Annotated in this window: 11 protein-coding genes; 7 read left to right on the forward strand and 4 right to left on the reverse strand. The window is 64.9% G+C overall.

Translation table 11 applies throughout. The features are described from left to right. Positions 1-75: 75 nt before the first annotated feature. The 4 genes from AC07PQ_RS17665 to AC07PQ_RS17680 form a co-directional block, all read right to left on the reverse strand. Positions 76-900 (reverse strand): SDR family oxidoreductase, encoded by an 825-nt coding sequence (locus tag AC07PQ_RS17665; protein ID WP_007926369.1) that lies wholly within the window; start codon positions 898-900, stop codon positions 76-78. 137 nt (positions 901-1,037) lie between these two features. Then, positions 1,038-1,862 carry a nitrilase-related carbon-nitrogen hydrolase gene (locus tag AC07PQ_RS17670; RefSeq protein ID WP_493185968.1) on the reverse strand — a complete coding sequence of 275 codons (825 nt, stop codon included), beginning with the start codon at positions 1,860-1,862 and terminating at the stop codon, positions 1,038-1,040. Then, positions 1,859-3,304 (reverse strand): purine-cytosine permease family protein, encoded by a 1,446-nt coding sequence (locus tag AC07PQ_RS17675; protein WP_493185969.1) that lies wholly within the window; start codon positions 3,302-3,304, stop codon positions 1,859-1,861. Before AC07PQ_RS17675 ends, AC07PQ_RS17670 begins: the two co-directional genes overlap by 4 nt. 167 nt (positions 3,305-3,471) lie before the next feature. Next, positions 3,472-4,512, reverse strand: a complete 1,041-nt coding sequence (locus tag AC07PQ_RS17680; RefSeq protein ID WP_007926372.1) for a threonine aldolase family protein — start codon at positions 4,510-4,512, stop codon at positions 3,472-3,474. A gap of 224 nt (positions 4,513-4,736) precedes the next feature. Here AC07PQ_RS17680 and AC07PQ_RS17685 point away from each other — a divergent pair, with 224 nt between their 5' ends. From AC07PQ_RS17685 to purU, 7 genes are all read left to right on the forward strand, one after another. Next, complete coding sequence (locus AC07PQ_RS17685) at positions 4,737-5,480, forward strand: TraX family protein (RefSeq protein ID WP_493185970.1); 744 nt, start codon at positions 4,737-4,739, stop codon at positions 5,478-5,480. 446 nt (positions 5,481-5,926) lie between these two features. Further along, the gene (gene glyA, locus AC07PQ_RS17690; RefSeq protein ID WP_007926375.1) at positions 5,927-7,180 is read left to right on the forward strand and encodes a serine hydroxymethyltransferase; all 1,254 of its coding nucleotides are present in this window, start codon (positions 5,927-5,929) and stop codon (positions 7,178-7,180) included. 23 nt (positions 7,181-7,203) lie between these two features. Continuing rightward, a complete protein-coding gene (locus AC07PQ_RS17695; protein ID WP_007926378.1) occupies positions 7,204-8,454 on the forward strand; it encodes a sarcosine oxidase subunit beta family protein in 1,251 nt (416 codons plus the stop codon). Between the two features lie 14 nt (positions 8,455-8,468). Next, complete coding sequence (locus AC07PQ_RS17700) at positions 8,469-8,798, forward strand: sarcosine oxidase subunit delta (RefSeq protein WP_007926380.1); 330 nt, start codon at positions 8,469-8,471, stop codon at positions 8,796-8,798. Beyond that, a complete protein-coding gene (locus tag AC07PQ_RS17705; RefSeq protein WP_493185971.1) occupies positions 8,795-11,812 on the forward strand; it encodes a sarcosine oxidase subunit alpha in 3,018 nt (1,005 codons plus the stop codon). The genes AC07PQ_RS17700 and AC07PQ_RS17705 overlap by 4 nt, the downstream gene beginning before the upstream one ends. A 156-nt stretch (positions 11,813-11,968) precedes the next feature. Further along, positions 11,969-12,601 carry a sarcosine oxidase subunit gamma gene (locus AC07PQ_RS17710; RefSeq protein ID WP_007926384.1) on the forward strand — a complete coding sequence of 211 codons (633 nt, stop codon included), beginning with the start codon at positions 11,969-11,971 and terminating at the stop codon, positions 12,599-12,601. 114 nt (positions 12,602-12,715) lie between these two features. Beyond that, positions 12,716-13,573: a formyltetrahydrofolate deformylase gene (gene purU, locus AC07PQ_RS17715; RefSeq protein WP_007926386.1), complete on the forward strand. Its 858-nt coding sequence runs from the start codon at positions 12,716-12,718 to the stop codon at positions 13,571-13,573. Positions 13,574-13,752 lie beyond the last annotated feature (179 nt).

Here is a 13,752-nt window from a genome sequence, read left to right on the forward strand (position 1 = left end):
GCAAGCTCGCTCCTACAGGTTCTGCACCTGACCTGTAGGAGCGAGCTTGCTCGCGATTGGGCGCATCGCCTTTTTTTAATCGATAAACAGATCCGTCATCAGCGTTTCGCTGCTGTCGGGATCGAAGCGGTAATGGGCGAAGTCGCTCACCCCCTGTTCGCGCAGTATTTCTTCGTCGATCAGCAAGCGCCCGGTGATGCGGCGCTGGCTGCTGGAGAGGATCGCGTGGGCCGCATCGGCCATGATTGCAGGCGTGCGCGCATGCTTGAACGACTCGCGCGAACCCAGTTGGAACTCGATGGCGGCGGTGGCGATCATGGTCTGCGGCCACAGCGAGTTGACGCTGATGCCGTAGTTCTTGAATTCCTCGCTCATGCCCAGGGTCAGCATGCTCATGCCGTACTTGGTCACGGTGTAGGGGCTGTACTGGGCGAACCATTTGCTCGCCAGGTTCAGCGGCGGCGACAGGTTGAGGATGTGCCCACCGCTGGTTTTCAGGTAGGGCAGGGCCGCCTGGCTGCACAGCAGCACGGCGCGGGTGTTGATCTGGTGCATCAGGTCGAAGCGCTTGAGCTCGATGTGCTGCACCCCGGTCAGCTTGATCGCCCCGGCATTGTTGACCAGCGCGTCGATGCCGCCGAACTGCTCGGCGGCCTTGGCCAGGGCCTGACGCACTGTCTCTTCGTCACGCACGTCCACCTGCAACGCCAGGGCTTTGCCGCCCGCCGCCTCGACTTCGCGGGCCACGCTGAAGATGGTGCCGGGCAGCTTGGGATGGGGGTCGGCGCTTTTCGCCGCGATCACGATATTGGCCCCGTCTCGCGCCGCCCGCAGGGCGATTTCACGGCCGATGCCACGACTGGCGCCGGTGATGAACAGGGTCTTGCCTTGTAAGGACATAGGTGCGCTCCTGATTATTGTCGTTATCCGAGCGGGTACAGCGGCTCGCCAGACAATCTAGTTCATGTCTGGCGGCGCGCGCGGATCAGGGGCGAAAAGGCGAAGGGCCGCGAGCGTTGCCCGCGGCCGGGGAGGGCTCAGTACAACGCCGGGCGGCGGTCCAGGTGCACGTGGTTATGGGCGCTGATGTGCTTGTGCTGGGCGTCCGCCAGGGGCAGCTCCGCCAGCAGCAGTTGCTGCTGGGGATGACGGGCGCTACCGGCCAGCGGATATCCGTCGGCGTCGACGATCAGCGAGCCGCCGACCCAGGCCACGCCACGCTCGTCGCCGCAGCGGTCGCAAGCAGCGATGAACATGCGGTTGACCGCGGCGTTGGCCTGGACCCGGACCATTTCCGCCGGGCGTTCGCCCGCCGGACGCGGCCCGTCCGGCCAGTTGACCGGGGCGCAGAGCAGGGCGGCGCCGGCCAGCGCTGGCAGGCGCACCCATTCCGGGAACTCCAGGTCGTAGCAGATCAGCATCGCGATCGCGCCAAAACGGGTTTCGATCACCGGCGGCGGCTGCTCGCCCACGGTGAAGACCCGCTTTTCCCGGTCCCACAGATGGGCCTTGCGATACACCGTCACCCGCCCCTCGGGCTCGACCAGCGCGGCGCTGTTGGCCACTTGCCCGGCATTCAGGCGCTCGCAGAAACCGCCGACGATCACCACCTGCAGCTCTGCGGCCAGGGCCTTCCACAGGGTCAGCGTCGGCCCGTCGAGGGCCTCGGATAGCGCCAGCGCTTCCTGCCGATCGGTGAACACATAACCGCTCTGCACCAGTTCCGGCAGCACCACCACCTGGGCGCCCTGGGCAGCGGCCTCGCGGATGGCCCGCTGGCCCAGCTCGCGGTTGTAGTCGAGCTCGCCCACCCGTGGGGCGATCTGCTGGCAGGCGACTTTCAGGGTGGGCAATCCAGTCATTGGCCGGCTCCTTCCAGTTGGCGTTCGCTGGCCTGGATCGCCAGGCGCTCGGCGTCCAGGTCCAGGCCCCGGGTCAGCGCCCAGTAGGCCACGCCGGCCACGGCCAGGCCGATGACAAAGGCAATGTCCGCGCCCTCCAGCGCCTGGGCCACAGGGCCCTGGTAGAAGCTCAGGGACATGAACGGAATCATCGCGACCAGGCCGAGGAAATAGGCGATGAGCCCGGGCATGGCCCAACGGCCATAGATGCCGGCCGGGTTGAAGATGTCGCTGATGGCGTAGTGACCTTTGCGCACCACGTAGAAGTCCGCCAGGTTGACCGCGGTCCAGGGCACCAGGAAATACAGCATCAGCAGCACGAAGGTGTTGAAGCTCGCCAGGTAGCTGTCGGGAATGTTCATGGCGATCAGGAAGATCACCACCGCCACCAGGGCGATGCCCACCACCCGGCTCTTGAGGTTTGGCTGGATTTGCAGGAAGCCGTCGATGGCGCTGATGCCGGTGAGCATCGCGCCGTAGCAGTTGACCGCCATGATGCCGACCAGGGCGGGCACGGCGATCAGCACGGTAAAGGTGCCGAAGCCCGGGATCATCTGATTGCCGACTTCGCGGACGCTGCCGATGGCGTCCGGGGACGGCAGGGCGGAGGCGAGGAAGGCACCCAGGGACATCAGCCACAGCGCCGAGCCCGCGGCGCCCAGGTAGGTCCAGAAAACCACCTGGCGCGACGAGGTCTTGTGCGGCAGGTAGCGCGAATAGTCCGAGACATACACCGAGTAGCTGATCTGGTAGCCGGCGGCCGCCGACAGCTGGATCAGGAACGCCGACCAGGAGAAGTGCGCGTCGGCCACGGCGGCGTCGGCCTGCAGGGTCATCAGCGCGCTGATGGTCAGCACGGTGAACACGCTGATCATGATGTAGGTCAGCCAGCGCTGCACGGCGTGCAGCAGGTCATGCCCGACCACGGCGATGATCACCGCGAGGATGATCATCAGGCTGTACCAGGGCGCCCGCGCGCCGGGCACCACGGTGTTGATGGCGTCGGTGGCGAGGATCACGTTGAACACGTTGAAGCCGATGTAGACGAAGACCACCGCGGTGAAGGGCACGATGGCCCCGCGCAGGCCGAATTGCGCCCGCGACTGGATCATCTGCGGCAGGCCCATGCGTGGTCCCTGGTTGGCGTGGAAGGCCATGCAGAAGGTGCCCAGGCACACGCCGATGACGATGGCCAGGATCGAGTAGTGCAGGCTCAGGCCGAGGGCGGCGCCGGTGAAGCCGGTGACCATGGTGGTCAGGACGAAGTTGCCGGTGAACCAGAACGGACCCTGGTGCCAGACCTTGCCGTGGCGCTCGTGGCGCGGCACGTAGTCGATGGAGCGGGTTTCGATCTTGAGGCTGGGGGACGGGGCTTTTTCCGTTGCCGCGGGCAGGCTGGTCATGGGGCAGTGCCTTGTTTTTATAAATTGACCCCGGAGTCTCGGATATACGCCTGTGATGTTGAATCAGTGGAGGGAAATAATCAGTTCAGGAATTTGTGAACTGATGTCACGCAGCGCCGGCCCACCGCTCCCGATCTCGACAGGAGGCGGCAGGCCGGCGAGGGCATTCAGCCGGCCATGACCTGGCGAATGTCCGCGGCCAGTTCGCGGACCCGCGCTTCTTCGGTGTCCCACGAGCACATGAAGCGCGCGCCGCCTTTACCGATGAAGGTGTAGAAGCGCCAGCCCTTGGCGGTCAGCGCGGCGATGGCCGGTTCCGAGAGTTGCAGGAACACGCCGTTGGCCTGCACCGGGAACATCAGCTCCACCCCTGGAATGTCCGCCACCAGTTCGGCCAGCAATTGCGCGCAATGGTTGGCGTGGCGGGCGTATTTGAGCCAGGCGTCGTTTTCCAGCAAGCCGACCCAGGGCGCGGACAGGAAGCGCATCTTCGAGGCCAGCTGGCCGGCCTGCTTGCAGCGGTAGTCGAAGTCTTCGGCCAGCTTGTGGTTGAAGAACAGAATCGCCTCGCCCACCGCCATGCCGTTTTTCGTGCCGCCGAAGCACAGCACGTCGACCCCGGCTTTCCAGGTCAGGTCGGCGGGCGAGCAGCCAAGGAAGGCGCAGGCGTTGGAGAAGCGCGCGCCGTCCATGTGCAGGTTCAGCCCCAGCTCCTTGCAGGTGGCGCTGATGGCGCGGATTTCTTCCGGGGTATAGACGCTGCCGACCTCGGTGGCCTGGGTCAGGGTCACCACCCGTGGCTTGGGGTAGTGGATGTCCTGGCGCTTGAGGGCGATGTCGCGGATCGAGTCCGGGGTCAGCTTGCCGTTCTCGGTGCCGGCGATCAGCAGCTTGGAGCCGTTGGAGAAGAATTCCGGCGCGCCGCATTCGTCGGTTTCGACGTGAGCGGTTTCCGAGCAGATGACGCTGTGGTAACTCTGGCACAACGACGACAGGGCCAGGGAGTTGGCGGCGGTGCCGTTGAAGGCGAAGAACACCTCGCAGTCGGTCTCGAACAGCTTGCGGAAATAATCGGCGGCGCGCGCGGTCCACTGGTCGTCGCCATAGGCGCGTTCGTGGCCGCGGTTGGCCTGGTCCATGGCCGCCCAGGCCTCGGGGCAAATGCCGGAATAGTTGTCGCTGGCGAATTGTTGGCTCTTGTCGGTCATGGCCGTCTTCCGTGCTAAGGGTCCGAGAGGGGAGTCCTTCGATAAAGGGCTCCGGATAAGGCGCTCCTGGGTAAGGAGCCCTTGGGTAAAGCGTCCGCACCGAGGTCTGGGTCGGCAGGACAGCGCAGGCCCCGCAGAGATCGGTGGAGCGCCACTTTACCCAAGATTGAGGGGGGAGCACACGCTCTGTTTATGGGTGAAAAATGCACAGGCCATGAGGATATATGCCAGACCCGCTGCTGACCCCGCTGGCCGCCCGGCGCGATGGCGTCCTGGACCTGCTCAAGTGGCTGGCGCTGCTTTGCATGGTGCTCGATCACCTGCGCTACGTCGGCTGGAGCCTCGACCTGCTGTATGTGCCCGGGCGCCTGGCGTTTCCCTGGTTCTGCCTGGCGCTGGCGGCCAATGTGGCGCGGGCCGGCGCGGTGGGTCGCGAGGGCGCGGGGCAATGGCGTTACCTGGGCTGGCTGCTGTTGTTCAGCCTGCTCAGCGAGGTGCCATACCGGCTGTACATTCCCGACCCCGACACCCTGAATGTGCTGCCGACCCTGGCCCTGGGCCTGTTGGTGGCCCGCGCCTGGCAGCGTCGCGGCGGGCTGGCGCTGTGGCTGGGGATCGGCGCGGCCTTGCTCGGCGGGCTGTTCGACCGGTACCTGATGTTCGGCCTGTTCGGCGTCTTGCTGCCGCTGGCGATGTTGCTGGTGCTCCAGCGCTGCTGGTACTGGGCGCTGCTGCCGGGGCTGCTGTGCCTGGCGGCCAACCAGTGGCAAAGCCTGCTGCCGGCGGCGCGCCTGGGTAATCAGGTGGCCGCCTGGGCGCTGCTCGCCTGCGTGCTGGCGCCGTGGCTAGGGCTGGCGATCCTGCGCCGGATGCGCGGTTTTTCGCCGCCGCCGATGCGGCGCTGGGCCTATCTGCTGTACCCCGGGCATTTCCTCCTGCTGCTGATGCTGCGCAACCTGCTGGCCTGACGGTGAGTGTTGTCGCTGCGAATGCCCTGTAGCCGCTGCCGAGCTGGCGAGGCTGCGCTCGGCCGCGAAGCGGTCGTAAAACCAGGCAACCTGTTCTTCCAGGCATATCGCGTGCTGAGGTTTTGCGAGGACTGCGTCCTCGAGCGCAGCCTCGCCAGCTCGGCAGAGGCTACAGAGGCGACACGCCAACCCGAAACCCGTCGCGCCACTGGTCGGTGGCGGGGGCTGGCGGGCGCGGGCAAGCCACCGACATAGAGCCTTCGGCGCGTGGCGCCCGCAAGCATTTGTCTCTCTGCGCCAGGCCATGTCGTAAACGCACCTTTGCGTGGCGTCCATAGGCATTTGGCCGGTCAGCGCCGGTCATACCATCGCATCCAAAGGGCACTACCGCAGGGTACGTGCCTCACCGAGACGAAAGGCGCACCGCCGCCGCTGGGAGAGACGCGATGTTCAGCAAGCAAGACCAAATCCAGGGTTATGACGATGCACTGCTGGCGGCCATGAATGCCGAGGAGCAACGTCAGGAAGATCACATCGAGCTGATCGCGTCGGAGAACTACACCAGCAAGCGCGTGATGCAAGCGCAAGGCAGCGGCCTGACCAACAAGTACGCCGAAGGTTATCCGGGCAAGCGCTACTACGGTGGCTGCGAGCACGTGGACAAGGTCGAGGCCCTGGCCATCGAACGCGCCAAGCAACTGTTCGGCGCCGACTACGCCAACGTCCAGCCGCACTCCGGTTCCTCGGCCAACAGCGCCGTGTACCTGGCCCTGCTGCAAGCCGGCGACACCATCCTGGGCATGAGCCTGGCCCACGGCGGCCACCTGACCCACGGCGCCAAGGTGTCGTCCTCGGGCAAGCTGTACAACGCCGTGCAGTACGGCATCGACACCAACACCGGGCTGATCGACTACGACGAAGTCGAGCGCCTGGCCGTCGAGTGCAAGCCGAAGATGATCGTCGCCGGCTTCTCGGCCTACTCCAAGACCCTCGACTTCCCACGCTTCCGCCAGATCGCCGATAAGGTCGGCGCGCTGCTGTTCGTCGACATGGCCCACGTCGCCGGCCTGGTCGCCGCTGGCCTGTACCCGAACCCGCTGCCTTACGCCGACGTGGTCACTACCACCACCCACAAGACCCTGCGCGGTCCGCGTGGCGGCCTGATCCTGGCCAAGGCCAACGAAGAGATCGAGAAGAAGCTCAACGCCGCGGTCTTCCCGGGCGCCCAGGGCGGCCCGCTGATGCATGTGATCGCCGGCAAGGCGGTGTGCTTCAAGGAAGCGCTGGAGCCTGGCTTCAAGGCCTACCAGCAGCAAGTGATCGACAACGCCCAGGCCATGGCCGGCGTCTTTATCAAACGCGGCTACGATGTAGTGTCCGGCGGCACCGACAACCACCTGTTCCTGGTCAGCCTGATCCGTCAGGGCCTCACCGGCAAGGAGGCGGACGCCGCCCTGGGTCGCGCCCACATCACCGTGAACAAGAACGCCGTGCCGAACGATCCACAGTCGCCGTTCGTGACCTCCGGCCTGCGTATCGGCACCCCGGCGGTGACCACCCGCGGCTTCAAGGTTACCCAGTGCGTGGAGCTGGCCGGCTGGATCTGCGACATCCTCGACCACCTCGGCGATGCCGATGTCGAGGCCAATGTCGCTCGTCAGGTATCGGCCCTGTGCGCGGACTTCCCGGTTTATCGCTGAGTGCGGTTTTGGAGTAAATGACTATGCAACGCTACTCGGGCTTCGGCCTCTTCAAACACTCCCTCAGCCACCATGAAAACTGGCAGCGCATGTGGCGCACGCCGACCCCGAAAAAGGTCTACGACGTGGTCATCGTCGGCGGTGGCGGGCATGGCCTGGCGACCGCCTACTACCTGGCCAAGGAGCACGGCATCACCAACGTCGCCGTGGTCGAGAAAGGCTGGCTGGGCGGCGGTAACACCGCGCGCAACACCACCATCGTGCGTTCCAACTACCTGTGGGACGAGTCGGCGCACCTGTACGAACACGCGATGAAACTGTGGGAAGGCCTGTCCCAGGACCTCAACTACAACGTGATGTTCTCCCAGCGCGGCGTCTACAACCTGTGCCACACCCTGCAGGACATCCGTGATTCCGAGCGTCGGGTCAGCGCCAACCGCCTCAACGGCGTGGACGGCGAACTGCTCAACGCCAAGCAGGTGGCGGACGAGATTCCGTACCTGGACTGCTCGAAAAACACCCGCTACCCGGTGCTGGGCGCCACCGTCCAGCGCCGTGGCGGCGTGGCCCGTCACGACGCCGTGGCCTGGGGCTTCGCCCGTGCCGCCGACGCCCTGGGCGTGGACCTGATCCAGCAGACCGAAGTGATCGGCTTCCGCAAGGAAAACGGTGTGTGCATCGGCGTGGAGACCAACAAGGGCTTCATCGGCGCCAAGCGCGTCGGCGTGGTCACCGCCGGTAACTCCGGGCACATGGCCAAGCTCGCCGGCTTTCGCCTGCCGATCGAATCGCACCCGCTGCAAGCGCTGGTGTCCGAGCCGATCAAGCCGATCATCGACAGCGTGATCATGTCCAACGCGGTGCACGGTTACATCAGCCAGTCCGACAAGGGCGACCTGGTGATCGGCGCCGGTATCGACGGCTGGGTCGGCTACGGCCAGCGCGGTTCGTACCCGGTGATCGAGCACACCATCCAGGCCATCGTCGAGATGTTCCCGATCCTTTCGCGGGTGCGCATGAACCGCCAGTGGGGCGGGATCGTCGACACCACCCCGGACGCCTGCCCGATCATCTCCAAGACCCCGGTGCCGAACATGTTCTTCAACTGCGGTTGGGGTACCGGTGGCTTCAAGGCAACACCTGGCTCGGGCAACGTATTCGCCGCGAGCCTGGCCAAGGGTGAAATGCACCCGCTGGCCGCACCTTTCTCCATCGACCGTTTCCACAACGGTGCATTGATCGACGAACACGGCGCTGCTGCCGTCGCCCACTAACAGGAGAAATCCCTATGTTGCACATCTTCTGTCCTCACTGCGGCGAACTGCGCTCCGAAGAGGAATTCCATTCGTCCGGCCAGGCGCATATCCCGCGTCCACTGGACCCGAACAACTGCACCGACGAGGAGTGGGGCGACTACATGTTCTTCCGCGACAACCCTCGCGGCCTGCACCACGAGCTGTGGATCCATGCCGCCGGCTGCCGTCAGTACTTCAACGCCACCCGCGACACCGTGACCTACGAGATTCTCGAAACCTACAAGATCGGTACCAAGCCGCAATTCACCGACAAGACCGATAGCCCGAAAGCGGCCACGCAGGCTCTGGGAGAGAAAGTATGAGCCAGTCCAATCGCCTGTCCAACGGCGGACGCATCGACCGCAACAAAGTCCTCAGCTTCACCTTCAACGGCCAGACCTACAAAGGCTTCGAAGGCGACACCCTGGCCGCCGCCCTGCTGGCCAACGGCGTGGACATCATCGGTCGCAGCTTCAAGTATTCCCGGCCGCGCGGCATTTTCGCCGCCGGTGCCGAAGAGCCGAACGCGGTGCTGCAGATCGGCGCCACCGAAGCCACCCAGATCCCCAACGTGCGCGCCACCCAACAGGCGCTGTACCAGGGGCTGGTCGCCACCAGCACCAATGGCTGGCCGAGCGTCAACAACGACATGATGGGGATTCTCGGCAAGGTCGGCGGCAAGCTGATGCCGCCGGGCTTCTACTACAAAACCTTCATGTACCCGCAATCGTTCTGGATGACCTACGAGAAGTACATCCGCAAGGCCGCGGGCCTGGGTCGCTCGCCGACCGAGAACGATCCGGACACCTACGACTACATGAACCAGCACTGCGACGTGCTGATCGTCGGTGCCGGCCCCGCCGGCCTGGCCGCGGCCCTGGCGGCTGCGCGCAGCGGTGCGCGGGTGATCCTCGCCGACGAGCAGGAAGAATTCGGCGGCAGCCTGCTGGACAGCCGCGAAAGCCTGGACGGCAAGCCGGCGGCCGAGTGGATCGCCACCGTGGTCGCCGAGCTGAAGTCGCTGCCGGACGTGACCCTGCTGCCACGGGCTACCGTGAACGGCTACCACGACCATAACTTCCTGACCATTCACGAGCGCCTGACCGACCACCTCGGCGACCGCGCACCAATCGGCCAGGTGCGCCAGCGCATCCACCGGGTGCGTGCCAAGCGCGTGGTGCTGGCCACCGGCGCCTGCGAGCGTCCGCTGGTCTACGGCAACAACGACGTGCCGGGCAACATGCTGGCCGGCGCGGTCTCGGTCTACGTGCGCCGCTACGGCGTGGCACCGGGCAAGAAGCTGGTGCTGAGCACCAACAACGACCACGCCTACCGTGTGGCCCTGGACTGGCTCGACGCCAGCCTGCAAGTGGTGGCCATCGCCGATGCCCGTCACAACCCACGCGGCGCGCTGGTGGAAGAAGCCCGCGCCAAGGGCATTCGCATCCTCACTTCCAGTGCGGTGATCGAAGCCCGTGGCAGCAAGCATGTGACCGGCGCCCGCGTCGCGGCGATCGACGTCAAGGCTCACAAGGTCACCAGCCCAGGCGAGTGGCTGGAGTGCGACCTGATTGCCAGCTCCGGCGGCTACAGCCCGGTGGTGCACCTGGCTTCGCACCTGGGCGGCAAGCCGATCTGGCGTGAAGACATCCTCGGTTTCGTACCGGGCGAAGCACCGCAGAAACGCGTATGCGTCGGTGGCATCAATGGGGTCTACGGCCTCGGCGATTCCCTGGCCGACGGTTTCGAAGGGGGCGTGCGCGCCGCCAGCGAAGCGGGTTTCAAGGCGGTGGAAGCGGTACTGCCCAAGGCCCTGAGTCGTCTGGAAGAACCGACCCTGGCGCTGTTCCAGGTGCCCCATGAGAAAGGCACCGCGCGGGCACCCAAGCAATTCGTCGACCTGCAGAACGACGTCACCGCCGCCGCCATCGAACTGGCGACCCGCGAGGGCTTCGAGTCGGTCGAGCACGTCAAGCGCTACACCGCGCTGGGCTTCGGTACCGATCAGGGCAAGCTCGGCAACGTCAACGGCCTGGCCATCGCGGCCCGTTCGCTGAACGTGAGCATCCCGCAGATGGGCACCACCATGTTCCGTCCGAACTACACGCCGGTGACTTTCGGCGCGGTGGCCGGTCGTCACTGCGGGCACATCTTCGAGCCTGTGCGTTTCACCGCGCTGCATGCGTGGCACGTGAAGAACGGCGCCGAGTTCGAGGACGTCGGCCAGTGGAAGCGCCCCTGGTACTTCCCGAAGAATGGCGAAGACCTGCACGCCGCGGTCAAGCGCGAGTGCAAGGCGGTGCGCGACAGCGTCGGCCTGCTCGACGCCTCGACCCTGGGCAAGATCGATATCCAGGGCCCGGACGCCCGTGAGTTCCTCAACCGCATCTACACCAACGCCTGGACCAAGCTCGACGTGGGCAAGGCGCGCTACGGCCTGATGTGCAAGGAAGACGGTATGGTCTTCGACGACGGCGTGACCGCCTGCGTCGGCGAAAACCACTTCATCATGACCACCACCACGGGCGGCGCGGCGCGCGTCCTGCAATGGCTGGAGATCTATCAGCAGACCGAATGGCCGGACCTCAAGGTGTACTTCACCTCGGTCACCGACCACTGGGCGACCATGACCCTGTCCGGGCCGAACAGCCGCAAGCTGCTCAGCGAAGTCACCGACATCGACCTGGACAAGGACGGCTTCCCGTTCATGACCTGGAAAGAAGGCCTGGTGGGCGGTGTGCCGGCGCGGGTGTTCCGCATTTCCTTCACCGGCGAGCTGTCGTACGAAGTCAACGTCCAGGCCGACTACGCCATGGGCGTGCTGGAACAGATCGTCGAGGCCGGCAAGAAGTACAACCTGACCCCGTACGGCACCGAGACCATGCACGTATTGCGGGCCGAGAAGGGCTTCATCATCGTCGGCCAGGACACCGACGGCTCGATGACCCCGGACGACCTGAACATGGGCTGGTGTGTCGGTCGCACCAAACCGTTCTCGTGGATCGGCTGGCGTGGCATGAACCGCGAAGACTGCGTGCGTGACCAGCGCAAGCAACTGGTGGGCCTGAAACCGATCGACCCGAACCAGTGGCTGCCGGAAGGCGCGCAACTGGTGTTCAACACCAAGCAGGCGATCCCGATGAGCATGGTCGGTCACGTGACCTCCAGCTATGCCCATAACTCCCTGGGTTATTCGTTTGCCATGGGTGTGGTCAAGGGCGGCCTGAAGCGGATGGGCGAGCGGGTGTTCGCGCCATTGGCCGACGGCACGGTGATCGAGGCGGAAATCGTTTCTTCGGTGTTCTTCGATCCGAAAGGCGATCGCCAGAACGTTTAACAAAGGTCCTGTAGCCGCTGCCGAAGGCTGCGATAAGGTTCGAAGAACCTTCCGGCGCCATCAAGAGCGGCGCCTGCTTCGCAGTCGTTCGCAGCCTGCGGCAGCGGCTACAGGATCGGTGGTTTTCGCACAACAGAATTTCAAGACAGGTGCTCTATGACCGCAGTCAACGTTTACCAACAGCGCCCGACCACTGGCGCCAAAGCCGAGTCGTCGCTGCACCATGCCGACCTCGCCAGCCTGGTGGGCAAGGGCCGCAAGAACGCAGGCGTGACCCTGCGCGAGAAGAAACTCCTCGGCCACCTGACCCTCCGTGGCGATGGCCATGATCCGGCCTTTGCTGCCGGCGTGCACAAGGCCCTGGGCCTGGAGCTGCCAGTGGCCCTGACCGTGGTCGCCAAGGGCGAGACCAGCCTGCAGTGGATGGGCCCGGACGAATGGCTGCTGGTGGTGCCGAGCGGCGAAGAATTCGCCGCCGAGAAAAAACTGCGCGAAGCGCTGGGCGACCTGCATATCCAGATCGTCAACGTCAGTGGCGGCCAGCAGATTCTCGAACTGTCCGGCCCGAACGTGCGCCAAGTGCTGATGAAGTCCACCAGCTATGACGTGCACCCCAACAACTTCCCGGTGGGCAAGGCCGTTGGCACTGTGTTCGCCAAGTCGCAACTGGTGATCCGCCGCATGGGCGAAGACACCTGGGAACTGGTGATCCGCCGCAGCTTCTCCGATTACTGGTGGTTGTGGCTGCAGGATGCCGCCGCCGAATACGGCCTCAGCGTCCAGGCCTGAGATTGCCTTCGCGGGCAAGCCTCGCTCCTACGGTTCGTTGCGGACCTGTAGGAGCGAGGCTTGCCCGCGAACAACCGCGAAGCGGTTACCCATAACAAAAGGAGCCACTGCATTATGAGCCGCGCCCCCGACACATGGATTCTCACCGCCGACTGCCCCAGCGTGCTCGGCACGGTGGACGCGGTGACCCGCTTTCTGTTCGAGCAGGGCTGCTACGTCACCGAGCACCACTCCTTCGATGACCGGCTTTCGGCGCGCTTCTTCATTCGCGTGGAATTCCGTCAACCCGAGAATTTCAACGAGCAGGGCCTGCGTGACGGTCTGGCCGAACGCGCCCGGGCCTTCGACATGAACGTCGAGCTGACCCCACCGCAGCATCGGCCGAAAGTGGTGATCATGGTCTCCAAGGCCGATCACTGCCTCAACGACCTGCTCTACCGCCAGCGCATCGGCCAGCTGGCGATGGACGTGGTGGCGGTGGTGTCCAACCACCCGGACCTCAAGCCCCTGGCCGACTGGCACCAGATCCCGTACTACCACTTCCCCCTGGACCCCAATGACAAGCCGTCCCAGGAACGCCAGGTGTGGCAGGTGATCGAGGACTCCGGCGCCGAACTGGTGATCCTTGCGCGCTACATGCAAGTGCTGTCGCCGGAGCTGTGCCGCAAGCTCGATGGCAAGGCGATCAACATCCACCACTCCCTGCTGCCTGGTTTCAAGGGCGCCAAGCCTTATCACCAGGCCTACAACAAGGGCGTGAAACTGGTGGGCGCCACCGCGCACTACATCAACAACGACCTGGACGAGGGCCCGATCATCGCCCAGGGCGTGGAAGTGGTGGACCACAGTCATTACCCCGAGGACCTGATTGCCAAGGGGCGCGATATCGAAGGCCTGACCCTGGCGCGGGCCGTGGGTTATCACATCGAACGGCGGGTGTTCTTGAACGCCAACCGGACGGTGGTTCTATGACCTGTAGCCGCTGCCGCAGGCTGCGATCGACCCCATAGGGGGCGCCGCTCTTGAGGGCCCTGGAAGGCCCTTCGACCAACGTGGCCCGGACTTATCGGCTACAGCGAAGCAATTTTGAAGACGAAACAGCATCTGTACCCGAGCACTCTACGCGCTGCCTTTTTCCGGCAACGCGGTTT

The sequence above is a fragment of the Pseudomonas sp. GW821-FHT09E12 genome (assembly GCF_059416085.1).